This window comes from Brevundimonas sp. FG128 (assembly GCF_057809775.1).
In genome coordinates, this window is sequence record NZ_JBMDKP010000005.1 from 88,757 (window position 1) to 113,686 (window position 24,930).

The window sequence follows — 24,930 nt, forward strand, 5'->3', positions numbered from 1 at the left end:
ATCGTCCCGCGATCGGGAGAATTCGTTCATGTCGTTGCCCTCGCTTCGTCTCACCGCCTCGCTGGCCGCCCTCGGCGCCGCGACCGCCGTCCTGTCCGCCCCCGCGTCTCCGGCCAAGGCCGACGAAGGCATGTGGACCTTCGACAACTTCCCCATCGCGACGGTGAACGAAAAGTACGGCACGAACATCGACCAGGCCTGGCTGGACCGCGTGCGCAACGCCGCCGTCCGCCTGCAGGGCTGCTCGGCCTCGCTGGTCTCGGGCGAGGGCCTGATCCTGACCAACCACCACTGCGTCGTCGGCTGCGTGCAGGACCTGTCGGACGCCCAGAACGACTACGTCAAGAACGGCTGGATGCCCGCCACCCGCGAGGAAGAGAAGAAGTGCCCCGGCCAGACGGCCGAGATCCTGACCGACATCACCGACGTGACCGAGCGCGTCACCGCCGCCGGCGCCGGGCTTGAAGGCGCGGCCTTTGTCCAGGCCCGCGCCGCCGAGATCGACAAGATCCAGAAGGAGGTCTGCGGCGACGACCAGAAGCTGACCTGCCAGGTCATCAGCCTGTACCGCGGCGGCCAGTACAAGCTGTACAAGTTCCGCAAGTACGACGACGTGCGCCTGGTCTTCGCCCCCGAGTTCCAGGCGGCCTTCTTCGGCGGCGACCCGGACAACTTCAACTTCCCGCGCTATGCGCTGGATAGCGGTTTCCTGCGCATCTACGAGGACGGCAAGCCGGTCGCCACGCCGAACCACCTGATCTGGAACGCCAATGCGCCCAAGGAAGGCGACGTCACCTTCGTGGCCGGCAACCCCGGCTCGACCTCGCGCCTGCTGACCATGGCCCAGCTGGAGGCGCTGCGCGACCAGCAGCTGCCGATCACCCTGATCCAGACCTCGGAACTGCGCGGCCGCCTGCTGGAATATTCGACCACCGGCGAAGAAGCCAAGCGCGTGGCGGTCGATCCGATCTTCGGCCTGGAGAACAGCTTCAAGGTCTATTACGGCCAGCAGGGCGCCCTGACCGACCCGGCCTTCATGGCCAAGAAGCGCGCCGAGGAGCAGGAGCTGCGCCAGCGCGTCGCCGCCGACCCGGCCCTGGCCCAACGCATCGGCGATCCGTGGGCCGAGCTGGAGCAGGCCTCGGTCGCCCAGCGCGACCTCTACCTGCCATACCGCCAGCTGGAATCCGGCCCGCGTTCGCAGCTGTACAGCTACGCCAAGGCCATCGTCCGCGCCGCCAAGGAACGCGCCAAGCCGGCCGCCGAACGCCGCGCCGGCTATTCCGACGCCGACATCGCCGCCATGGGGCGCCGCCTGGCCCAGGACGCCCCGATTTCCAGCGACATCGAAAAGATCTACATGTCGTTCTGGCTGTCCAAGACCCGCGAATATCTGACGGTGGACAACGCCAATGTGAAGGCGCTGTTGGGCAAGGACAGCCCGGAGCAGATCGCCGAACGCACCGTCTCGGGCACGCGTCTGGCCGATCCGGCCTTCCGCGCCCAGGCCCTGGCCATGACGCCGGACCAGCTGGCCGCCTCGGGCGATCCGATGATCGCCTTCGTGCTGGCCAACGACGATGCGGCCCAGGCCGTCCGCGCCCAGTGGGAATCGGCCGTCTCCGCCCCGACCGGCCGCGCCGCCGAAAAGATCGCCCAGGCCCGGTTCGCCGTCTACGGCGACAACCTGTATCCCGACGCGACCTTCTCGCTGCGCCTGTCCTACGGCCAGGTGAAGGGCTGGACCTATCGCGGCGTGACGGTTGAGCCCTTCACCGAGATCGGCGGCCTGTATGAGCGCAACACCGGCGCCGAGCCGTTCAACGCGGCCGAGGACTGGCTGGCGGCCGAGGGCAAGGTCAACAAGTCGACCGTCTATGACTTCGTCTCGACCAACGACATCATCGGCGGCAACTCGGGCTCGCCCGTGATCAACGCCAAGGGCGAAGTCATCGGCGCGGCCTTCGACGGCAACATCCACTCGCTGGGCGGCAGCTTCGGCTACGACGGCGAGCTGAACCGCACGGTCACGGTCTCGACCGCCGCCATCACCGAGGCCCTGCGCAACGTCTACAACCAGCCGCGCCTGCTGCGCGAACTGGGCGTGACGCGCTAAGACGAAAATCCTTCTCCCCTAAGGGGAGAAGGTGGCTCGCGTTAGCGAGACGGATGAGGGGGCTGGTTGACCCAGACCCCCTTTTTCCGTTTTGAAGGCGGATAGAGCCCCCTCATTCGAGCCCTTCGGGCCCACCTTCTCCCCCGAAGGGAGAAGGATCAGGAGTAGTTTCATGCGCCTCGCCCTTCTCGCCTCCACCGCCGTCCTCGCCTTCGCCGCCACGTCCGCGCACGCCGAAGAAGGCATGTGGACCTTCGACAACTTCCCCATCGCGCGCGCCAACCAGGCGCTGGGAACGACCATCGATCAGGCCTTCCTGGATCGTGTCCGCCTGTCGTCGGTGAAGTTCGGCGGCTGTTCGGCGGGCGTGGTCTCGGGCCAGGGCCTGGTAATGACCAACAACCACTGCGTCGCCACCTGCGTCGCCAATCTGTCCACGCCCCAGGTCAACTACGCCGAGACCGGCTTTACGCCGAAGTCGCGCGAGGAAGAGCTGAAATGCCCCGGCGCCACCGCCGAGATCCTGACCGACATCTCCGACGTGACCGAGCGGATGCACAAGGCCGGCGAAGGGCTTGAGGGCCAGGCCTTCACCCAGGCGCGCGACGCCGAGGCCGGCCGCATCGAGACGGAAGGCTGTGGCGACGATTCCAAGATCCGCTGCCAGGTCGTCAGCCTGTACCGGGGCGGCCAGTTCAAGCTCTACAAGTTCCGCAAATACTCTGACATTCGCCTGGCCTGGGCGCCCGAGGATCGGGCCGCGACCTTCGGCGGCGACCTGGACAACTTCTCCTTCCCCCGCTTCGCCGTGGATGCCGCCTTTATCCGCCTGTACGAGGACGGCAAGCCGGTCGAGACTCCGACCCATTTTGCGTGGAACCCCGAGAAGCCGACGGAAGGCGAAGCCGTGTTCGTGTCCGGCAACCCGGGCTCGACCCAGCGCCTGCTGACCACGGACCAGCTGACCACCATCCGCGACGTGGTCCTGCCGCTGGACCAGTTGATCGCGTCCGAGCTGCGCGGCCGGCTGATCCGCTATGCCGAAGAGGGCGAGGACCAGGCCTTCATCGCCATGGACCCGATCGTGGGGCTTGAGAACACCTACAAGCGCGGGCGCGGCCGCATGGCCGCCCTGATCGACCCCGCCTTCATGGCGACCAAGGCCGAGCAGGAAACCGACTTCCGCGCCCGCGCCGCCGCCTCCGGCGTCGATCCCTGGTCCACGCTCAGCACAGTCCAGCCCATTGCCCGCGAACTCTATCCGTCCATGGCCCTGCTGGAAGGCGGCACGGGTCTGGGCACGACTTCGGTCGCGGGCGGGTCGCAGCTGTTCGCCTGGGCCCGCACCCTGGTGCGCGGCGCCCAGGAGCGGGCCAAGCCGTCGGACCAGCGCCTGCCCGAGTTCGTCGACAGCCGCCTGTCGGGCGTCGAATCCCGCCTGTTCGCCGAACGCCCCACCTATCCCGAACTGGAGCAGATCCGGCTGGAGTGGTGGCTGTCCAAGACCCGCGAATGGCTGACGGTCGACAATCCGCAGGTCGCGACCCTGCTGGGCGAAGAAAGCCCCGAGGACCTCTCGGCCCGCGTGGTCGCCGGCACGACCCTGGCCGATCCGGCCGCCCGCCGCGCCCTGTGGGAAGGCGGTCTCGCCGCCGTCCAGGCCTCGACCGACCCGATGATCCAGTACGCCCTGGCCATCGACGCCGACGCCCGCGCTGTTCGCGACGCCTGGGAGACGCGGGTCCAGGCCCTGACCGACCGGGCCTCCGAACAGCTGGCCGCCGCCCGCTTCGCCGCCTATGGCGACGCCGTCTATCCGGACGCCACCGGCACGCTTCGCCTGACCTATGGCCAGGTCGAAGGCTCCGACGTTCCGGGCCAAAGGTTCAGCGCCTTCACCACCTTCGCCGGCCTGTGGGACCGCGCCACCGGCGCCGAACCCTTCGCCGTCGCGCCCAAACTGCTGGCGGCCAAGGACCGGATCGACCCGACCGCGGTGATGGACATGGCCGTTTCGACCGACACCATCGGCGGCTCGTCCGGTTCGCCCGCCATCAATGCGAAGGGCGAGATCATCGGCGCCAACTTCGACTCCACCGTCCTGACCCAGCGCAACGCCTATGGCTACGACCGCGCCGTGAACCGCAGCGTCATCGTCACCACCCAGGCCGTCACCGTCGCCCTGCGCGACGTCTATGGCATGGACCATCTGGTCGAGGAGCTGGGCGTCCGCCGTTGAACGACCTGGCCTTGCGCGCGGCGACGCCCGACGACGTCGCCGCGCTCCACCCTCTGATCGAGCGCGCCTATCGCGGCGACGCGGCCAAGGCCGGCTGGACGCACGAGGCGGACCTGCTGTCGGGCGCTCGCACCAGTGCGGACGAGCTGTCGGCGCTGATCGCCGATCCCGACCGCGTCGTCCTGCTGGCGCACCAGGACGGCGTGCTGATCGGCTGCGTCCAGGTTGCCCGCGTCGGCAAAGACCGGGCCTATCTGGGCATGCTGACGGTCAAGCCGACCCTGCAGGCCTCAGGCCTGGGTCGCCGCCTGCTCGCCGCCGCAGAAACCGAGGCCGTCGCCCGCTTCGGCGCGCGTCGCATGGAAATGACGGTCATCCAGCGCCGGTCCGAACTGATCGCTTGGTATGAACGGCGCGGCTACCGTCCCACCGGTGAAACCCGCCCTTTCCCGATCGATCCCCCTCGGCCGGAACTGGACTTCGTGGTGCTGGAGAAGGGGCTCTAAATCCTCTTCCTTCTCCATGGGAGAGGGAAAGATCGACACGCCCTTGCAAAACGGACACCCGTGTCCATTTAAGCGCGTCACCATGTCACGCCCCGCCCCCAAACCTGTCCGCAAGGACGCCGTTCACAACCGCGCCGCGCTGCTCGAAGCCGCGCGCGCCGTCTTTGCCGACCAGGGTCTGGACGCGCCGCTCGACCTGATCGCCGAAAGCGCGGGCGTCGGGCGCGGCACGCTTTACCGCCATTTCGCCGACCGCACCGAACTGGCCCTGGCGGTGCTGGAGGCCGATGTCGCGGACCTGGGCCGGCGCACCGCGGAACAGGGCGAGGCCCCGGAGGTCTTCTTCTGGTTTCTGGATCGGCTGGCCGAAGACATGGTCCGCAACGCCGGCCTGGCAGGGGTGGTGCGGAACGTGCGGTCGCCCGACGCGCTTACCCCTTTGCGGCAGAGCTTGATGGAGGCGGGCGCCGCGCCGCTGGCGCGGGCCCAGGCGGCGGGCCTGGTGCGGGAGGATCTGCGGCCGATGGACATTCGTCTGATCGCCACCCTGCTGGGCGCCGGCTTCCAGGGCGCGGACGAGGCCGAGCGTCAGGCCGTCTCGCTGAGGACCCGCGACATCATTCTGGACGGACTGCGCCCCCGGTCGGAGGCGTCCTGATGGCCCGCGCCGACCGCAACTGGCATCTGCCGTGGGATCAGTATGTCGCCACCCTGAAGCCGCACGAACTGCCCACCCTGCCCGGCTCGCCCGCTACGCCCGACCATAGCGGCTGGCTGCGGGTCCAATATGCCCTGACCGGGGTGCTGGTGGCCCTGGTCGGCAGTCTGGGCAATGCGGCCGTCACCGCCAATCTGACCAATCTTCAGGGCTCGCTGGGGATCACCCCGACCGAGGCGGCGTGGCTGCCGGTCGTCTTCGTGATGACCAACGCCTGTATGAACCTGATCCTGTTCAAGTTCCGCCAGCAGTACGGCCTGCGCCTGTTCACCCAGATCTGCCTGACCGCCTTCGTCGTCACCTGCGCCGCCCACCTGGCGGTCGACAACTATGAGTCCACCCTTTTCGTGCGCGCCGTCTCGGGCATGGCGGCGGCGGGGCTCAGCAGCCTGGGTTTCCTCTATATCATCCAGGCCTTCCCGGCGGCCCACCGGCTGAAGGGGCTGGTCATCGGCATCGGCCTGGCCAGCTTCGCCGTCCCCATCGCCCGGCTGATCATGCCCAGCCTGCTGGAGCTGAACGACTGGCGCGCCTTCTACACCTTCGAACTGGGCATGGCGCTTCTCGCCTGGGCGGCGGTTCAGGTGCTGCGCCTGCCGCCGTCCCAGAGGCTGAAACTGTTCGAGCCGCTGGACTTCCTCACCTTCGCCCTGTTCGCGCCGGGCGTGGCCTTGCTGGCCGCGGTGCTGGGCCTGGGCCGCATCGTCTGGTGGACGCAGGCGCCGTGGCTCGGCTGGGCCCTGGCGGGATCGATCGTGCTGCTGACCGCCGCCCTGACGGTCGAGTACAATCGCAAGAACCCGCTGATCAACGTCCATTGGCTGACCGGGCCGGACATCCTGCGCCTGTTCGGCGCGATCCTTCTGATCCGCATCACCCTGTCGGAACAGACCTCGGGCGCGGTGGGCTTCCTGACCGTCGTGGGCCTGGGGCCGGATCAGTTGCACGGCCTGTTCCTGGTCATCCTGCTGGCGATCATGGCGGGCACGGGGGTCAGCGCCCTGACCCTGAACATGGCCAAGCTGAACAAGCCCATAGCCATCGCGCTCGGCCTGATCGCCGTCGGCGCCTTCGTCGACAGTCACGCCACCGTCCTGACCCGCCCGGCCCAACTCTATGTCAGCCAGGCGATGATCGCCTTCGCCTCGGCAATGTTCGTCGGCCCGGCCCTGCTGATCGGGGTGGGCAAGGTGCTGCAACAGGGCGCGCGCAACATCATCAGCTTCATTGTTATGTTCAGCGTGCTTCAGAACATCGGCGGTCTGGCCGGCTCGGCCCTGATCGGCACGATCCAGGTGGTGCGCGAGAAGTTCCATTCCAACGAACTGGCCGCCGGCGTCACCAGCCTGGACCCACAGGTCGCACTGCGCATCCGCCAGCTGTCCGGCGCCTACGCCTCGACCATCACCGACCCCGCCGTGCTGAACGCCGAGGGCGTGGCCCTGCTGAGCCGTCAGGTGACGCAACAGGCCAACATTCTGGCCTACAACGACGTCTTCCTGATCATTTCCGTCATCGCCGCCCTGGGCTGCGCCTGGGTGACGGTGGTCCACCTGCGCCCGCGCTTCCAGGCTCGCAGCCAGGCGAGACGCGACGCCCGACAAACGCCTGCCGCCTCCGATCCGACCACGGTCGCGGCCTCCGCCGACTGACGCCCGAAAGCCCTTACGAAGATGACCGACGCCACCGCCCCCCAGCCCGCTCCCGCCCCGCAACCCGCGCCCCAACCCGCGCCTCAGCCGGTCCCCGCGCCCGAGCCCCGAAAGCGCGTCCTCTGGGCCGTGATCGCAGCTGTGGTCGCGGTCTTCGCCGTGGGCCTGGTTCTCTACGCCTGGCAGCTTCCGCCCTTCACCGGCCACGTCCAGCGCACCGACAACGCCTATGTGCGCGGCCAGGTGACGATCATCAGCCCCCAGGTCAGCGGCTATGTCGTCCAAGTCCCCGTTCAGGATTTCCAGTCGGTGCAGCAGGGCCAACTGCTGGCCCAGGTCGACGACCGCATCTATCGCCAGCGGCTGGAGCAGGCCCAGGCCGGGCTGCATTCGGCCGAGGCCGCCCTGTCCAACTCGACCCAGACCCAGGCCTCGGCGCGCGGAACCGTGGCCCAGCAGCGCGCCTCCATCGCCGCCGCCGAGGCGACGCTTACCCGCGCCCAGGCCGACGCCAACCGCGCCCGCACCCTGAAGGCCGGCGGCTGGGTGTCTCAATCCAATGTGGACATCGCCGAGGCCGCCCTGCGCAGCGCCCAGGCCCAGGTCGCCCAGGCCCGCGCCGCCGAGGGCGTCGCCCAGACCGGCGTCACCTCCGCCGTCGTCGGGCGCGACAGCCTGGCCGCCGCCGTCGAGAACGCCCAGGCCGCCGTGCGCCTGGCCCAGATCGACCTGGCCAACACCCGTATCACCGCCCCGCGCCCCGGCCGCCTGGGCGAGATCGGCGTGCGCCAGGGCCAGTATGTCACCGCCGGCACCCAGCTCATGGGCCTGGTCCCCGACGTGGTCTGGGTCACGGCCAATATGAAGGAGACGCAGATGAGGAACATCCGCGTCGGTCAGCCGGTCGAGATCACCGTGGACGCCCTGGGTGGTCAGACCTTGCGCGGCCATGTCGAACGCATCGCCCCCGCCGCCGGGTCTGAGTTCAGCGTCATCCGCCCCGACAACGCCACGGGCAACTTCACCAAGGTCGCCCAGCGCATCCCCGTCCGCATCCGCATTGAACCGGGTCAGCCGGGAATGGACCGGCTGTCGCCGGGAATGTCGGTGGTGGCCAAGGTGGATACGGCGAGCTGAGCCGACGGATCGGAACCCCGCTCCCCGCCCTGCGCTCCCTTTCCCAGCAAGGGAGACCATCATGGATCGTGAACAGACCAAGGGCAGGGAAAAGAACGGCGCGGAGCCCGCAGGCAAGCCGGACGCCCTGACCTCCGACAAGGACACGAAGAAGGTCGGTCAGGCCGAGCGGCGCAGCGCAGGCCCCGACGGCCCGGACGCCACGGAAGTGGGCGACACCTTCAAGCGCAAGCCGTAAGGCGCTCAAGCCCGGCGGGGCGACATCCGCGCCGCCAGCATATGGACGTCGTGCGCCCGCATCCGCTCGAAATTGCCCAACCCCAGGGCCAGGGCGCGCATGACCTCCATCTGGCGGGTGTGTTCGGGATGGGCGGGCAAGGACGCCTCCGCCCGCGCCAGCTCGGCATCCAGTTCGGCCATCATATGGGCCAGCATTCCGTCGTTCATCTCATCCTCCATCAAGCCGCCGACCGCCGAAGACGGTTAGAGCACGATGAGAACAAATGCGGAACACGCCATGTCGTCGAGACTGTGGATGATCGTCTCCTCCCCATTTCATGGGGAGGTGGCGCGACGCGCCTTCGCGCCGTGACGGAGGGGTTCTGCGACGCATCGCAGGCGCCTGTGGGACTTCAAGATCCCCTCCACCACGCTACGCGCGGTCCCCCTCCCCACGGTGTGGGGAGGAGACGTCTCAAAGAAAAAGGGCCGGGCGATGCGTCGCCCGGCCCTTCGTTCTCGTCGCTAGCGAAAGCCGATCAGCTGTCGACCTGCCAGCCGCCGGCGAGGGCGCGGAACAGGGCGACCTGATAGGTCGTGACCAGGGCGTCGGACTGGGCCAGGGCGGCGTCGGCGGCCGCCTGGGTGCGTTCGGCGTCCAGCACCAGCAGGAAGCTGTCGGCGCCGGCGTTGAAACGCTGGCGTGACAGGTCGGCGGCGCGGGCCGCCTGGTCGCGGGCCTCGGTCAGGGCCGCACGGCGGTCCAGCTCGTTGGCGTAGTTGCTGAGGGCCGTCTCGGTTTCCTGCAACGCCGTCAGCACGGTCTGGTCGAAGGTGGCGAGCGCCGCGTCCGAACGGGCGCCGGCGGCCTGGATCTGGGCTCGCGCGGCGAAGACGTTCGGGAACGACCAACTGATCAGCGGACCGAAGCTGAAGCGGAAGTTCTGGTCGTCGCTGAGCTCGCCCGATTCCAGCGCCGTGGAGCCGATGGAGCCCCCCAGGCTGATCTGCGGATAGAGGTTGGCGGTGGCCACGTTCACGCGGGCGGCGGCCGCGGCCAGTTCGGCCTCGGCCTGACGCACGTCCGGACGCCGCGCCAGCAGGCTGGCGCCGTCGCCGACCGGGATCGGCTGGCTGAGCTGGGGCGGACGCACACAGGCGGCGGCGGCCTGGCTGGCCTCGGCGGGGGTGACCCCGGTCAAGGTGGCCAGGCGGAACAGCGCCTCGTTGCGGGCCGCGCGCAGGGTCGGCAGGGTCGCCGCCGTCTGGGCCAGGGCCGCGCGGGCGCTGGCCACGTCCAGCCCGGTGCCGGCCCCGCCGTCGAGCAGGGTCTGGGTCAGGTTGGCCGTGTTGCGTTGCAGCTCCAGCGTCCGTTCGGCCACCGCAATCTGCGCATTGGCCGAGCAGGTATCGGCATAGGCGCGGGTGGTTTCGGCCGCGACCGACACCTGGATCGTGGCCAGTGCGGCCTCGGCGGCGCGAGCATCGGCGCGGGCGGCGCGGATGGTGGACTCCACCCGGCCGAACAGGTCGATCTCGTACGACGCCTGAAGGCCAACGTCATAGGTGTCGATCTCGGGCGCGTCCTGACCGGCAGGCAGGCCCTGGACCGTGGCGGCGGATGCGCGACCGCGCTGGGCCTGGGCGCTAGTCGTCGTGGTCGGGAAGCGGCCCACGCGGGCCTCCGACAGCGACGCCCGGACGGCGCGCAGGTTGGCGAAGGCGGCTTCGAGCTGGTTGTTCTCGGCGAAGGCCTGCTGGATCAGGGCGTCCAGCGTCGGGTCTTCGTACAGCCGCCACCAGTCGTCGCGCGCCGCAGCGGTCGAGACGGTGGGGCTGGTCGAGCCGACGAAGGCGCCCGTGCCGGCGACAGGCAGGTCGGCGACCGGCGCCTTGGGCCCGACCGCGCAAGCGGCGAGCAGGGCGCTCGACGTTGCGGCGGTCAGGAAGCTAAGGGTCTTGGTGCGGGTCATCAGATGTCCCCTCCCCGGCCGGTCGCGGGCGCCGGAGCGTTCGGATCGGTCAGGTCGCTGGTTTCGTCGTAACGCTCGATCCGTTCAGGGTTCGAGGTCGGATTGGGCCTATGGCCTTGCGGCAGCTTCGAGGACAGCCAGCGGCTGACCACATAGAAGACCGGCGTGAAGATCAGGCCGAAGAAGGTCACGCCCAGCATGCCCGAGAAGACGGACGTGCCCAGCGATTGCCGCATCTCCGCGCCCGGACCCGACGCCAGCATCAGCGGCACGACGCCGAGGATGAAGGCGAACGAGGTCATCAGGATCGGGCGCAGACGGGTCCTGGCGGCGGCCACGGCCGCATCGAAGCGGTTCATGCCCTGCTCTTCTTCCGCCTGTTTGGCGAACTCGACGATCAGGATGGCGTTCTTGGCGGCAAGCGCGATCAGAACGACCAGCCCGATCTGGACCAGGATGTTGTTGTCCAGACCCCGCAGGTTCACCCCGATGATGGCCGCAAGCAGACACATCGGCACGATCAGGATGACGGCGAGCGGAAGCGTGAACGCCTCATACTGCGCCGCCAGCACCAGGAAGACGAACACCACCGCCATCAGGAAGATGACCGTCGCGCCCGAACCGGCCGCCTTCTGCTGATAGGCCAGGCCCGTCCACTCGTAGGAGAAGCCCTGGGGCAGGTTCTGCGCGGCCATGTTCTCCATGACCTGCAGCGCCTCGCCGGACGACACGCCCGCCGCCGCATTGCCCTGAAGCTCGGCCGCCGGGAACAGGTTGTAGCGCACGATCCGCGCCGGACCCGAGTCGTTCACCAGATTGGCCACCGAACCGATCGGCACCATGGCCCCCGACGACGACTTCGTCTTCAGGTTGGCGATGTCGGCGATGTCGTCACGCGACTGCGGCTCGGCCTGCGCCGTCACCCGGAAGGTGCGGCCCAGCATGTTGAAGTCGTTGACGTAGGACGAACCGAGATAGACCCCCAGCGTGTCGAACACCGCACTGGGCTGGACGCCCATCATCAGCGCCTTGTCACGATCGACGTCGGCGGTGATGCGCGGCGAGGCGGTGTTGTAGGTCGAGAAGACCTGGTTCACCTGGGTCGGCGCCTGGGCGGCCGCGCCCATCATAGCGAAGGTCGCGCCTTCCAGCGGACGATAGCCGGCGCCTTCGCGATCCTGGATCATCATCGAGAAGCCGTTGCCGGTGCCCAGACCCTGCACCGCCGGGGGGGCGATGACGAAGATCTGCGCGTCCTCGATCTGACCGGTGGCCTGGGTGATGGCCCCGGCCAGAGCCGTCGCGGCTTCTTCCTTGGTCCGGTCCTCGAAGGGGCTCAGACGCACGAAGATCGTCGCGGCGTTGGAGCCGAACGAGAAGCTGGAGCCGTCCAGGCCGGCGAAGGCGACGGTGCCGTCCACGCCCGGGGTGTCCTGAATGATCTTGCGGGCGCGGGTCATCACCGCCTCCGTGCGATCCAGCGAGGCGCCGGCCGGCAGTTGCACGACGCCGATCAGGAAGCCCTGATCCTGTTCGGGAATGAAGCCCGACGGGGTATCGACCAGGCGCCAGGCGGTCAGGCCCAGCAGACCGACATAGACGATCAGCACCAGACCGACGGTGCGGACCAGACGTGCGGTCAGGCGGCCGTAACGGTCCGACAGCCAGTCGAAGCCTTCGTTGAACTTACGCCCGGCCCAGCCGCCATAATAAACGACCGTGCCCAGGACGCCCGGCTTGCGGGCGTGATCGTGATCCTTCTTGTGCGGCTTCAGCAGCAGGGCGGCCATGGCCGGCGACAGCGTCAGGGACACGAACAGCGAAATGACCGAGGCCGAGGCGATCACCACCGCGAACTGGCGGTAGAAGATGCCGGGAATGCCGGGCACGAACATGGTCGGAATGAACACCGAGATCAGCACCAGGCCGATGGCGATCAGGGCGCCGGAGACCTCCTGCATCGATCGATAGGCGGCCTCTTTTGGAGTCAGCCCTTCGCTGATCGCCCGCTCCACGTTCTCGACCACGACGATGGCGTCATCGACCACGATGCCGACGGCCAGCACCAGGGCGAACAGGGACAGGGAGTTGATCGAATAGCCCAGCGCCAGCTGCACCGCGAAGGTGCCGACAAGGGCGACGGGAATGGCGATGATGGGGATGATGGCCGCGCGCCAGGTCTGCAGGAAGACCATGATCACGATGACGACCAGGATGACCGCTTCGACCAGGGTGTGCTGAACCGACTCCACCGAGGCGGCGACGAATTCGGTCGGATTGTACGGGACGGAGACGGTCATGCCGGCCGGCAATTCGGCCTTCAAGGCCTCGACCTCGGCCTCGACCCGTTCGGCGGTGCCCAGGGCGTTGGCCCCCGGCTGCTGAACGATGGCCAGACCGACGCCGCGCTGGCCGTCGAAGAAGCCGCGAATGCCGTAATCCTGGGCGCCCAGCTCGATCCGCGCCACGTCGCGCAGATAGGTGATGCGTCCCTCGGCGTCCGTCTTCAGGACGACGTTGGCGAACTGGTCGGGATCGGTCAGACGGCCCTGAACCTGCACCGGCAGCTGGAAGGCCGAGGCGCTGTCGGGGAAGGGCGGCTGGCCGATGGAGCCGGCTGCGGCCTGGACGTTCTGGGCGCGCAGGGCGGCGACGATGTCGGGACCCGTCAGACCGCGCTCGGCCGCCTTGGCCGGGTCGATCCAAACGCGCATCGAATAGTTGCCGCCGCCGAACACCTGAACCGCGCCCACGCCTTCGATGCGCAGCAGGCGGTCCCGCAGCGTCGAGTTGGCGTAGTTGCCGACATAGTCGTTATCCAGGGTGCCGTCGGGCGACGTCAGCCCCAGGATCATCAGGAAGCCGCTCTCGGCCTTGTTGACGATGACGCCGGTCTGGCGAACGGCCTCAGGCAGGCGAGGTTCGGCCAGGGCGACCCGGTTCTGGACCAGCACCTGTGCGGAATCGAGGTCCGTTCCGGGCTGGAAGGTCACGGTGATCGCCACCGCCCCGTCCGATGTGGACGAGGAGGTGATGTAGAGCATGTTCTCGACGCCGTTCACCTCCTGCTCGATGGGGGCGGCGACGGTCTCGGCCAGGGTCTCGGCCGAGGCGCCGGGATAGGCGGCGTTGATGGTGATCGTCGGCGGCGCGATCTCCGGATACTGCGACAGAGGCAGCAGCGGATAGGCGGCGATGCCGATGATGGAGATCACCACCGCGATCACGGCCGCGAAGATCGGCCGGTCGATGAAGAAGCGGGAGATGTTCATGGCTTAGCCAGCGGGGATGGAGTTGGCGAACGAGGCGCTGGACGCCGGGGCCGCCTGGGTGACCGGTGCTTGCGAGGCGTCGCCGGCGACCGGCGCGATCTTGCCGTTCTTGGGCGTGACCTTGGAGCCCGGCTGGGCGGCGCGTTGCAGGCCGGCGATGATGACGCGGTCGGTCGGGGCCAGGCCCGAACGAACGACGCGCAGGCCCTGGACGATCGGGCCCAGCTGGACGGCCTTGTTCGTCACGGTGCCGTCGGCGTTGACCACGGCCACGGTGCGACGCGACTGATCCGTGCCGATGGCCGAATCCGGGACCAGCAGGGCGTCATAGGAGCCGGCGCCGGCGACCTGGGCGCTGCCGAACATGCCGGGACGCAGGAAGCCGTCGGCGTTCGGGATGATCGCCCGCAGGCGGATGACGCCCGATGCGGTGTCCACGGCGTTGTCGGAGAAGTCGAGACGGCCGGTGTGCTTGTAGGTGCTCTCGTCCTGCAGCCGGACATTGACCACCGCGCCCTGGTTGGCGCCGCCTTCACGCAGATACTTCAGCAGCACAGCTTCGGACCCGTCGAAGACGAAGTGGATCGGGCCGCCCGAGATGATGGTGGTCAGGACGTCGCCCGCCGACGAACCGCCGGCGATGACATTGCCCGGATCGACGCGACGGTCCGACACGCGGCCCGAGGTCGGGGCGGTGACGCGGGTGTAGTCCAGGTTCAGACGCGCCGTCCGCACAGCGGCGTTGGCGGCGGTCAAATTCGCCTGGGCCGCATCGAGGGCGGCCTTGTTGGAATCATATTCGGCCTGCGACACCGCCTGCGAGGCCAGCAGGCTTTCGCTGCGGGCCAGGTTGGCGCGGGTCAGCGTCACCTGCGACTGCATCTGGGCGACCTGGGCCTGGGCCTGGGCCAGGGCGGCCTGGGCCGGGCGCGGATCCAGGGTGAACAGCAGCTGGCCGCGCTGGACCGTCTGACCATCGCGGAAGTGAACCGCCTGGATGTAGCCGCCGACGCGAGCGCGCACGTCCACGCTCTCGACCGCTTCGAAGCGGCCCGTGAATTCGTCCCAGTCCACCACCTTCTGCTGCAACGGCGTGGCGACCGTCACAGGAGGCGCGCCTTGCGCCGGCGCTTCCGCCTTGGGGGAACAACCATATAGCGCACCCGTCACCATGACGGACACGGCCGCAATCTTCAGCCCGCGCATCTGCGCAATCTCCCTGTCGGAGGTAAAATCCCAGTCGTGCGGACATAGGCCAATGGGGAGTCGGCCTTGTCAACGCGTGGTGACTTAATGGTCGGCGCGCTGGCGCTTGTCAACAGGCGTTGACAAAGCCATATGTGATCTACGGTTATTCATCTGTGGAGTATCACCCCCTTGTTATGTCCCGGCCCACGCCCGAGAAACGCCGCAGCGACGCGCACGGCCATTCTCGATGCAGCACGCGAAAGGTTCGCGGCCGAGAGCTATGACGACGTGGGCATGCGCGACATCGCGCGGGACGTCGGCGTCGACGCCGCCCTGATCAGCCGATACTTCGGCTCCAAGGACGACCTGTTCCTGGCCGCGCTGGACAGCTGCGGCGACGGCAGCGCCCTGATGTCGGGCGAGAAGGCCGATTTCGGCCGGCGCGTGGCGCATGAAATCGTGTTCGAACCCAAGAAGGCCGAGAAGCTGAAGGGCATGTCGATCATGCTGCGGTCCATCGGCTCGGCCAAGGCGGCGGAGATGGTGCAGACCACCTGCACCCAGCGCTTCTTCGGCCCGCTTGAGGAATGGCTCAGCGGACCTGATTCCACCGTGCGCGCCCGGCTTCTGGCCGGTTTCATCATGGGCATGTCGGTCAGCCGCGAACTGGGCGGCGGCAGCTTCAACATCGAGCCGGACCAGTGCGAAGAGATGCGCGACCGACTGGCGCCCATCCTCCAGTCCCTGATCGACAGCTGACGTCTGAAATGAAGAAGGGCGCGGGGGTTTCCCTCCGCGCCCTTTATCCTGCCCGGCGACCGGCCTCAGTGCGAGGCGGTCGAGGTCACTTCCGCCTTGGCCTTGGTGCGGATGCAGCCAACGGCGAAGACGGTCAGGCCGATATAGCCCAGCATCGGCACCAGGAAGGCGGGCTGCAGGGTCCCGGCGGTGTCGGCGATATGCGCCGCCGCCTGAGGCAACAGAGCGCCGCCGATGATGCCGAAGACCAGCAGACCGGAGGTCGCCGACGTGGGCGCGGTCGATCGCTCCAGCGTCAGGGTGAAGATGGTTGGGAACATGATGGAGTTGAACAGGCCGATCGACAGCACGGCGTAGGCCGCCGTGGGTCCGCCGATCCGGCTGACGATGAAGCACAGGATCGCCGCCGCAACGGTGCAGCAGGCCAGCACGATGCCCGGACGGACCTTGGTCAGCACCAGCGAGCCGATGAAACGACCGACCATGGCGCCGCCCCAGTACAGGGCGACCATCTTGCCCGCCGTCTCGATGGGGGCGTTCAGGATGTCGGGGCTTTCCAGGAAGTTGGTCAGCATGCCGCCGATCGCCACTTCCGAACCGACGTAGAGGAAGATGGCCAGGGCGCCGAAGACGGCCCAGGGCGAGGACAGGGCCTTCAACGGCGAGACGGCGTCCGTCGAGACCGGCGCGGCGGCGTTGATCTTCTTGCGCGCCGTGAAGATGAAGACGGCGACCAGGGCGAAGAAGGAGCCCATGCCCAGGAAGGCCATGTCGATGCTGCGCAGCGACTGGGTGCGGGTAGCGGCCGTGACCACGGCGCCGGCGGCGAAGACGCCGCCCGTCAGCAGGACGTGCGAGCCCAGCCACGGACCGACCGTGGTGCCCAGCGAGTTGAAGGCCTGCGACAGGTTCAGGCGGCTGGAAGCGTTCTTGCGGCTGCCCAGCTCGGCGACCAGCGGATTGGCCGCGACCTGCAGCAGGGTCACGCCCGAGGCGATGACGAACAGGGCGATCAGCACGCCAGGATACCAGTCGGCGGCCGTTGCGGCCGGCACGATCAGGCAGCCCGCGACCATGACGATCAGGGCGCCGATGATGGAGCGGCTATACCCCAGCTTGCTCAGCACCGAGGCGGCAGGCAGCGACATCAGCCCATAGGCGATGAACCAGGCGAAGGTCGTCAGGAAGGCCTCGGCGTTGTTCAGGTCGAACACGCGCTTCACCGCCGCGATCAGCGGGTCGATCAGCGAGGTCGCAAAGCCCCAGGCGAAGAACAGCGTGGTGACATAGGCGAAGGCCAAGCCTGCGCCCTGGCGTTTTCCGGCGTCCGGAATGGTCATGAAATGGGTTCCCCTGGGAAACGTGATCGGCCGCGCTGTGCCGCGCGGTCCGGTTGACGACGTGGTTCGGGCATCGCGCCGTCCGCGTCCAGCCGAATTTGGCCTCGTGTAACCAAACTTGCCTCCTGGGCCAAAAAAATGGGCCGCTTCGTTTCCAAAGCGGCCCAGTTTGCTCAGGGGAGAAATCAGAAGCGGTAGTTCAGGCCCACCGCATAGGTCCGGCCGTAGCTCTGATAATCGATGGTCCGGCGCTCATCGCCGTTCTCGAAGGTCTTGAACGGCTCGTCGGTCAGGTTGTTGACCTGGGCCAGGACCGACAGGCCTTCCAGCGGACCCGACTGGAACTCGTAGCCGATCTGGGCGTCGACGACGGTCTCCGCCGCGACCGAGCGCAGGGTGCGGCCGTTGCCGAAGCCGGCGACCTCGCCCAGGTAGTCCGAGCGATAGCGGGCCGAAATCCGCGACTGGAAGCCGTAGCGCTCGTAGTAGAGCGTGCCGTTGATGACGTCTTCCGACAGGCCCGGCACAGCGGTGGGCGGATTGGCGGGATCCGGCTGGACCTCGCTGTCGGTCATTGAGGCGCTGAACAAGGCGCCGAAGCCTTCGAGCGCGGGGTGGAATATCTCGAACGGCGCCGAAACCGAGAACTCGATGCCCTTGATCCAGCCGCCTTCACCGTTCTCAGGCGTCGAGATGATGCCTTGGTTGATTACCGGGACCACGCCGCCGGTCGGATAACCCGAGAAGTCGAAAATGCGGTTGTAGGTGTACACGTAGCTCTCGAGGTGCTTGTAGAAACCAGCCAACGAGACATAGCCGCGACGGTTTGCGAAGTACTTCTCAAAGGACAGATCGACCACATCGGCGATGTAGGGTTTCAGAAGCGGATTGCCGCCGCCGCCGCCCCAAGGAGAGTTCTGCTCAGGCGTGGCTGTGTCGTTGTTCTTAGTCGCATCGAACGAGAAATTCCGCCCAGCACGCATATCGTCCATCCGCGGACGCGCCAGCGTACGGGCTACGGCGAAGCGGGCGAACATGTCATCGCCGACTTCCAAGATGAAGTTCGAGCTAGGCAGGATTTCCAGATAGGATTCCCCGCCAGTCAGTTCCTCGACTGCGGCAACGCCTGTTCCGATCTGCTGTGCTTCGAATCCACGACTTTCCGGGTCTGTATAGACGAGCTGCATGCCCACGTTGCCCGTCAGCGGCAGGCCGAAAAGATTGTGGTCGATATTGGCGCGGACGTAAGCGGTCGAAACCTTCTCGGCCACCGACCAGTTGCCGGCGGCGACGTCGGCGTTCGGGTTGCGGATCAGGTTCAGCGCGCCGCTGTTGACCAAGCCGAGGGCGTCGTAGCTGAGCACCTGAGAGATGCCGAGATAGCCCAGGTCGGTCGGGTCCAACAGGAACTCAGAAGGCACCGCCAAGTCGCCGCCCCCGGGGACGCCGAGATAGTACTGGTCGTTGACGAAGGTCTTGGTGCGTTCTGAATAGTTGAAGCCGAAGTCGATCGACTTGAACGGGCTCTGGTGCAGCTGGCGGGTGGCCGTCAGGCGCACGGCCTTGATCTCGTCCTCGATGGACGGGGTGTTCATGTAGCCTGCCTGACCTTCCGGGATCACGTCGCCGCCCCAGCCTTGGGGGCTGGTCAGGCGGATCAGCGTCGGGTCGGCGTAATCCAGCTGGCTGGTGAAGCGCGTCACGCCGTCGTCGGTCAGTTCGAAACCCAGGGTGTCCAGGGCGCCGTTGATGTTGCGGCCCGTGCCGGCGTTGGTCTCAAGGATGATGTCGTTGCGCTCGACCTTCGAATAGTTGACGTCCAGGCCCAGGGTCCAGTCGTCGCTGGCGACGAACTCGGTGTTCCAACCGATGGCCGTGATGTTGCTGTCGCGCTTGTTCAGGTCGTTCCGAACCACGCCCTTGATGTTGTCCCAGGTGCCGGCGACGATGAGACCGTCCTCGACGGTGTAACCGGGGCGCAGCGACGGAGCGGGGCGGCAGAGATCCTCACCGGGAAGGTTTCCAGTGATTTCGCAGCCCGGCAAAATTCCTTCATCCGGGTCGCCCGCGCTTTGAGCCGAGCCACCCCACGCCAGCGGAAACTCGATGCCACGCAGGACTTGGGAATTCTTGAACTCGGAATAGAAGGCGTCGATCGTCGAGTGGATGCGGTCGTTCGGACGCCATTCCAGCACACCCATGTAGCCATCGCGCTCTAGCTCCGACGACATGACGTAGGGCTTGACGCCGCCCGTAACCAGATTGCCGTCGCTGTAGTTCGGATAGCCCCAGCTGTTGAACCGCTCGGACTGGTACGGCGAGCTCATGTGGGCGTAGCCCAGGGCGACGCCGATGGTGTCGTCCGCGAACTGGTCGATATAGGAGATGGTGTAGCGGTCGCCGTTGTCGGTCGTGCCCGAGTTCAAGGCGCCGATGTCGTTCCACTCGTGGCGATAGTTCACCGCCATGGCCTTGCGGCCATAGGCCAGCGGACGAACAGTGCGGAGGTCAACGGTGCCGGCCAGGCCCTGGCCGACCAGAGCCGCGTCCGGGGTCTTGTAGACGACGACGCTGCCCAGCAGTTCGGACGGGAACTGGTCGAACTCGACGCCACGGTTGTCGCCGGTCGAGACCAGCTCGCGACCGTTCAGCAGGGCGGTGGTGAAGTCGGGACCGAGGCCGCGGATTGAGATGGCCTGGCTGCGGCCGTCGAGGCGCTGCGAGGTCACGCCCGGCAGGCGGGCCAGGGATTCGGCGATGGAAACGTCCGGCAGCTTGCCGATATCTTCCGAAGAGATGACCTCGACGATCGACGTGTTGTTGGCCTTGGCCGAGATCGAGGCCTCGATGGCGCGACGGATGCCGGTGACGACGATTTCGCCGACTTCGGTCGGCTGGCTTTCGTCGGCCTGGGCTGGCGCAGGCGTGGTCTGGGCGTGAGCGGCGCCGACGGTCAGCATTGCGGCCAGGCCGAAAGCGGTTCCCGACAGCAGGCGCGTACGCCGGTTGAGACGTTGAGACATGGTCATCCTCCCTGGGGCTAATCGCGATTCTGAACGTCGCGATCTGAAGCTGTCGCAAAAATATGCAAATATGGATCAACCTTGCAAGCAGTTAATGTCATCGGCCTGCTGCAAGCCTAAAATGGCGGGTCATTATGACGCATCAGCCACGTACTGAAGGCACTTCGTGCATCAGCTCCGCTGCAATGCAGCAAAATTCGCCTGCGTTGACAGGGGGCGCCATTGCTGCAAAATCTTGCAAATCGATCTGGAAGGCTTTGCATCGTCCAGACAGCACAGGGAGCGAGCCCATGACCTTCGGACTGTCCGTGAAAACCGCGATGCGCGCGGCGGTCGCCGCCACGGCGCTGCTGACCGCCGCCAGCGCCCAGGCCTGGACCTCCGCCCCGGACGCCCTGACGGCCCTGCGGCAACGCCCGCCTCAGGACGAGGTGATCTATTTCCTGCTGCCGGACCGGTTCGCCAACGGCGATGCGTCAAACGACAACGGCGGCTACCCCGCCGAGCGGCTCAAGAGCGGCTTCGACCCGTCCGACACCGACTTCTACCACGGCGGCGACTTGGCCGGCGTGACCCAGCGGCTGGACTATATCCAGGGCCTGGGCGCCACGGCTGTGTGGCTGGCGCCGGTGTTCAAGAACAAGCCGGTGCAAAGCCACGGCGACTACACGGGCGCCGCCCACCACGGCTACTGGATCACCGACTTCACGGCGGTCGACCCGCATTTCGGCGACGAGTCGGCGATGCGCGCCCTGGTCGACGCCGCCCACGCGCGCGGCATGAAGGTCTATCTGGACATCGTCGCCAACCACACCGCCGACGTGATCCAGTATCGCGAGTGCCCCGAGGGTCGCTGCGCCTACCGCAGCCGCGCCGACTATCCCTACACCCGTCGCGGCGGCGTGGACGGGGCGCCGATCAACGACGGCTTCGACGGGCGTGACTTCTCGCGCCTGACCCGGCCCGATTACGCCTATACGCCCTATGTTCCGGCCGGCGAGGAGAACGCCAAGGTCCCGGCCTGGCTGAACGATCCGATCCACTATCATAACCGGGGCGAGAGCACCTTCGCCGGAGAGAGCGGTCTGGACGGCGACTTCGCCGGGCTGGACGACCTGCTGACCGAGGACCCTGTGGTCGTCCAGGGCATGATCGACATCTTCGGCGGCTGGATCGACAAATACGGGATCGACGGCTTCCGCATCGACACCGCGCGCCATGTGAACCCGGAGTTCTGGCAGGCCTTCATCCCCGCCATGATCGCCCGCGCCGAGGCCAAGGGCATTCCGAACTTCCATATTTTCGGCGAGGTGTACGACACCGATCCCGCAGTGACCGCCCGATTCACGCGGGCGGACGGCTACCCGGCCGTGCTGGACTTCCCCTTCCAGAAACAGGCGACCGATTTCGCCGCCGGCAAGACGGGCGGCGACGCCATGGCCAAGTTGTTCGACGCCGACGTCATCTACGCCGACGGCGCCGACACAGCCGCCATCCTGCCGACCTTCCTGGGCAACCACGACATGGGCCGCGTCGGCTTCTTCGTGAAACAGGCCAATCCTGACGCTGACGACGCCGAGGTGCTGGCGCGGATCAAGCTGGCCCACGCCCTGATGATGTTCAGCCGGGGCGTGCCCACACTCTATTACGGCGACGAACAGGGCTTCGCCGGGGCGGGCGGCTACGGAAACTCACGCCAGGATATGTGGCCCAGCCAGACGCCCGTCTATCGCGACACGACGCCGGTCGGCGGTCGCCAACCCGCCTATTCCACTGAAGCTCCCCTTTACCAGGCCATCGCCGAGATGGCCCGCATCCGCGCCGCCGAACCCGCCCTGCGACGCGGCCGTCAGGTCGTGCGCGCCTATGGCGACAAGCCCGGCCTGTTCACCCTGTCGCGCCTGGGTGAAGACGGCGGAGAGGTGCTGGTGCTGTTCAACAGTTCGACGGCGCCGGTTACGGCTCAGGTCGAGGTGGAGCCCGCCTCGCTTCGGTGGCAGGCTCTGCGCGGCGATTGCGCGGCCGAATCGTCGGCCCCCGCCAGCGTCGCCGTCCGCGTCCCTCCCCTCGATTATCTCGTCTGCAAGAGCGTTCCGTGACCGCCCAGCTTCTCGATCTTTCTCCGGCTGACGCCGCGCCCGCGCTCGCGCACGATTGGTGGCGGGGCGCGGTCCTGTACCAGATCTATCCGCGCAGCTTTGCAGACTCCAACGACGACGGCGTCGGCGACCTGAAGGGGATCACCCAGCACCTGGATCACGTCGCCTCTCTGGGCGTGGACGGGATCTGGCTGTCGCCCTTCTTCACCTCGCCGATGAAGGACTTCGGCTATGACGTCGCGGACTATTGCGACGTCGATCCGATCTTCGGCGACCTGTCCGATTTCGACGCCCTGGTGGCGCGCGCCCATGCGCTGGGCCTGAAGGTCGTCATCGACCAGGTCTTCTCCCACACCTCGGACGAACACCCGTGGTTCATCGACAGCCGCGCCTCAAATACCAGCCAGCATGCCGACTGGTATGTCTGGGCCGACGCCCGGCCGGACGGCTCGCCGCCGTCGAACTGGCAGTCGGTGTTCGGCGGACCGGCCTGGACCTGGGATGCGCGTCGCGGCCAGTACTATATGCACAACTTCCTGGCCTCCCAGCCCCAGCTGAACGTCAGGAACCCGGCGGTGCAGGACGCCCTGATCGCCGCCGCGCGCTTCTGGCTGGACCGGGGCGTGGACGGCTTCCGGCTGGATGCGATCAACTTCGCCATTCACGATCCGGACCTGCGCGACAATCCGCCGATCAACGACGGCAAGAAACGCACCCGCCCGTTCGACTTCCAGGACAAGATTTACAACCAGTCGCACCCCGACATCATCGGCTTCCTGAACCGCATCCGCGCCCTGACCGACAGCTATGAGGGCCGTTTCACCGTAGCCGAGGTCGGCGGCGATCACGCCGACCGCGAGATGAAGGAATTCACCGCCGGAAACGACCGGCTGCATTCCGCCTATGGCTTCCTCTACCTGTACGCCGACACGCTGAAGAGCGAACTGATCGGCGTGGGCGACAGCATGTGGCCGGACCAGCAGGGCGAAGGCTGGCCCTCGTGGACCTTCTCGAACCACGATGCGCCACGCGCCGTGTCGCGCTGGGCCCAGGGCCGCGACGAAAAGGCCTTTTCGGAAATGGCCCTGCTGTTGCTGATGAGCCTGCGCGGCAATGTTTTCGTCTATCAGGGCGAGGAGCTGGGCCTGCCCCAGGCCCATGTGCCGTTCGAGCGGCTGGTGGACCCCGAGGCCATCGCCAACTGGCCCGAGACCCTGGGCCGCGACGGCGCCCGCACGCCCATGCCCTGGGCGTCCGGCGCGCCCAACGCCGGCTTCTCCACCGTCGAGCCCTGGCTGCCGGTCGATCCGCGCCACCGCTCGCTGGCGGTCGATGCCCAGGAGGCGGACCCCGCCTCGACCCTGCATGTGGCGCGCCGCATGATCGGCCTGCGTCACGCCCATCCGGCGCTGCGCACCGGCGGGCTGGAGATGGTCGAGGGGCCGCAGGATCTGCTGGTCTTCCACCGGTTCGAGCGCGCCGAAGGGGGCGAGCGCCTGCTGTGCGTCTTCAACCTCAGCCATGCGCCCATCGACTGGTCGCCGCCCGCCGGCGCACGCCGCATCGAGGCGGTCAACTGGAGCGAGGCGGACGGTTCGACGCTGAAGCCTCTGGCCGGCCTGCTGTTCGCGGACGCGGGATGACGGGTTCAGCCGCCGCAGGTCTCGCGAACGATCAGCTCGGTCGGCACGCGCTCGGACCGGCCGGCGCCCATTCCCGCCTGTCCGCCGCCGTGGTCCAGCAGTTTGGACACCATCAGCCGACCGGCCTTCATAGTGTCCTGGGCGATGGTGCTGAGGGCCGGACGCGAGTAGCGGCTGAACGGCACATTGTCGAAACCGATCACGGAGACCTGACCCGGCACGTCGATCCCGGCGTGCAGCAGCGCACGCACGGCGCCCAGGGCGATCTGGTCGGACGCGGCGACCACGCCGTCGAACGCCAGGCCGCGCCGGATCAGGGCGTCGACGGCCGCCTCGGCCGATTCGACCTCGAAATGGGCGGGCACGATCAGGTCCTGGTCGACGTCCAGCCCCGCCTGGCCCAGGGCGTCCAGATAGCCGCGATGCCGCTGCATGGCCTCGGGCGGGTCCAGGTCGCCCAGAAAGACGATGCGTTTTCGGCTCAGCCGCGCCAGGTGCAGCGTCGCGCGCCGCCCGCCCGAGATATTGTCCGAGCCGATCGAGCAATAGTCCTGCTCGGCCAATTCCGCGCCCCAGACCACGAAGCGATGGTCGGCGTCCACCAGCCGGTTGAAGGCCGAATGCAGGCTGGACTGGCCCAGGAAGATCACCCCGTCCGCCCGGCTGGTGTTCAGGGCGGCCGACAACTCCTCATAGTTGGCGGGCGAGATATGGCTCATCAACAGGTCGCAGCCGCGTTCGCGCGCCGCCTCGCCCACCCCGGCCAGCAACTCCAGGAAGAAGGGATCGCTGAGGCGCCCTTCGCGCCCCTGCGGGCGCGGCACGACCAGGGCGATGGTGCCCTGGGCGCCGATGGGGCCGGCGGGCATGTGACGGCGGAACGGATAGTCGTGCTCCTTGGCCAGCTTCCAGATCGTTTGTTTGGTCCGGTCGTTGACGGCGGGGCTGTCGTTCAGCGCACGCGAGGCGGTGGCGATGGACACGCCGGCCAGGCGGGCGATGTCTTCCAGACGGGTGGTCTTGCGGCTCAAGGTCGCGGGTCCTTA

General features: G+C 67.5%; 17 protein-coding genes. 10 read left to right on the forward strand and 7 right to left on the reverse strand.

Going from position 1 to position 24,930, the window contains the following annotated elements; all coding sequences use genetic code 11:
- Window positions 1–28 precede the first annotated feature (28 nt).
- From ACODSC_RS13775 to ACODSC_RS13805, 7 genes are all read left to right on the forward strand, one after another.
- On the forward strand, window positions 29–2,116 hold the full coding sequence (locus ACODSC_RS13775; protein ID WP_488814556.1) for a S46 family peptidase: 2,088 nt from the start codon (window positions 29–31) through the stop codon (window positions 2,114–2,116).
- A gap of 172 nt (window positions 2,117–2,288) precedes the next feature.
- Window positions 2,289–4,355, forward strand: a complete 2,067-nt coding sequence (locus tag ACODSC_RS13780) for a S46 family peptidase (protein WP_488814558.1) — start codon at window positions 2,289–2,291, stop codon at window positions 4,353–4,355.
- On the forward strand, window positions 4,352–4,861 hold the full coding sequence (locus tag ACODSC_RS13785) for a GNAT family N-acetyltransferase (protein ID WP_488814559.1): 510 nt from the start codon (window positions 4,352–4,354) through the stop codon (window positions 4,859–4,861). The genes ACODSC_RS13780 and ACODSC_RS13785 overlap by 4 nt, the downstream gene beginning before the upstream one ends.
- Before the next feature lie 82 nt (window positions 4,862–4,943).
- Window positions 4,944–5,519, forward strand: coding sequence for a TetR/AcrR family transcriptional regulator (locus ACODSC_RS13790; RefSeq protein WP_488814560.1), 576 nt, complete (start codon window positions 4,944–4,946; stop codon window positions 5,517–5,519).
- Window positions 5,519–7,231, forward strand: a complete 1,713-nt coding sequence (locus ACODSC_RS13795) for an MFS transporter (protein WP_488814561.1) — start codon at window positions 5,519–5,521, stop codon at window positions 7,229–7,231. The genes ACODSC_RS13790 and ACODSC_RS13795 overlap by 1 nt, the downstream gene beginning before the upstream one ends.
- 21 nt (window positions 7,232–7,252) lie before the next feature.
- Window positions 7,253–8,368, forward strand: a complete 1,116-nt coding sequence (locus ACODSC_RS13800) for an HlyD family secretion protein (protein ID WP_488814562.1) — start codon at window positions 7,253–7,255, stop codon at window positions 8,366–8,368.
- A gap of 61 nt (window positions 8,369–8,429) precedes the next feature.
- Window positions 8,430–8,606: a hypothetical protein gene (locus tag ACODSC_RS13805; protein ID WP_488814563.1), complete on the forward strand. Its 177-nt coding sequence runs from the start codon at window positions 8,430–8,432 to the stop codon at window positions 8,604–8,606.
- A 5-nt stretch (window positions 8,607–8,611) separates the two neighbouring features.
- On the opposite strand, the gene ACODSC_RS13810 is transcribed toward ACODSC_RS13805, so the two are convergent.
- The 4 genes from ACODSC_RS13810 to ACODSC_RS13825 form a co-directional block, all read right to left on the reverse strand.
- Window positions 8,612–8,815 carry a hypothetical protein gene (locus ACODSC_RS13810; protein WP_488814564.1) on the reverse strand — a complete coding sequence of 68 codons (204 nt, stop codon included), beginning with the start codon at window positions 8,813–8,815 and terminating at the stop codon, window positions 8,612–8,614.
- A gap of 311 nt (window positions 8,816–9,126) precedes the next feature.
- Window positions 9,127–10,560, reverse strand: a complete 1,434-nt coding sequence (locus tag ACODSC_RS13815; protein WP_488814565.1) for an efflux transporter outer membrane subunit — start codon at window positions 10,558–10,560, stop codon at window positions 9,127–9,129.
- Window positions 10,560–13,832, reverse strand: coding sequence for an efflux RND transporter permease subunit (locus ACODSC_RS13820; protein ID WP_488814566.1), 3,273 nt, complete (start codon window positions 13,830–13,832; stop codon window positions 10,560–10,562). Before ACODSC_RS13820 ends, ACODSC_RS13815 begins: the two co-directional genes overlap by 1 nt.
- Before the next feature lie 3 nt (window positions 13,833–13,835).
- Complete coding sequence (locus tag ACODSC_RS13825; RefSeq protein WP_488814567.1) at window positions 13,836–15,038, reverse strand: efflux RND transporter periplasmic adaptor subunit; 1,203 nt, start codon at window positions 15,036–15,038, stop codon at window positions 13,836–13,838.
- 171 nt (window positions 15,039–15,209) lie between these two features.
- On the opposite strand from ACODSC_RS13825, the gene ACODSC_RS13830 reads away from it, so the two are divergent.
- Entirely contained in the window at window positions 15,210–15,779 is a 570-nt protein-coding gene (locus tag ACODSC_RS13830) for a TetR/AcrR family transcriptional regulator (protein WP_488814568.1), read from the forward strand.
- 65 nt (window positions 15,780–15,844) lie between these two features.
- On the opposite strand, the gene ACODSC_RS13835 is transcribed toward ACODSC_RS13830, so the two are convergent.
- Window positions 15,845–17,119 carry a sugar MFS transporter gene (locus ACODSC_RS13835; RefSeq protein ID WP_488814569.1) on the reverse strand — a complete coding sequence of 425 codons (1,275 nt, stop codon included), beginning with the start codon at window positions 17,117–17,119 and terminating at the stop codon, window positions 15,845–15,847.
- A 185-nt stretch (window positions 17,120–17,304) separates the two neighbouring features.
- Window positions 17,305–20,142, reverse strand: coding sequence for a TonB-dependent receptor (locus ACODSC_RS13840; protein ID WP_488814570.1), 2,838 nt, complete (start codon window positions 20,140–20,142; stop codon window positions 17,305–17,307).
- A 290-nt stretch (window positions 20,143–20,432) separates the two neighbouring features.
- Between ACODSC_RS13840 and ACODSC_RS13845 the strand changes: the two genes are divergently transcribed.
- The gene (locus tag ACODSC_RS13845; protein ID WP_488814571.1) at window positions 20,433–22,241 is read left to right on the forward strand and encodes an alpha-amylase family glycosyl hydrolase; all 1,809 of its coding nucleotides are present in this window, start codon (window positions 20,433–20,435) and stop codon (window positions 22,239–22,241) included.
- Entirely contained in the window at window positions 22,238–23,884 is a 1,647-nt protein-coding gene (locus ACODSC_RS13850) for an alpha-amylase family glycosyl hydrolase (RefSeq protein WP_488814572.1), read from the forward strand. Before ACODSC_RS13845 ends, ACODSC_RS13850 begins: the two co-directional genes overlap by 4 nt.
- A gap of 5 nt (window positions 23,885–23,889) precedes the next feature.
- On the opposite strand, the gene ACODSC_RS13855 is transcribed toward ACODSC_RS13850, so the two are convergent.
- Window positions 23,890–24,915, reverse strand: coding sequence for a LacI family DNA-binding transcriptional regulator (locus ACODSC_RS13855; RefSeq protein WP_488814573.1), 1,026 nt, complete (start codon window positions 24,913–24,915; stop codon window positions 23,890–23,892).
- Between the last annotated feature and the right edge of the window lie 15 nt (window positions 24,916–24,930).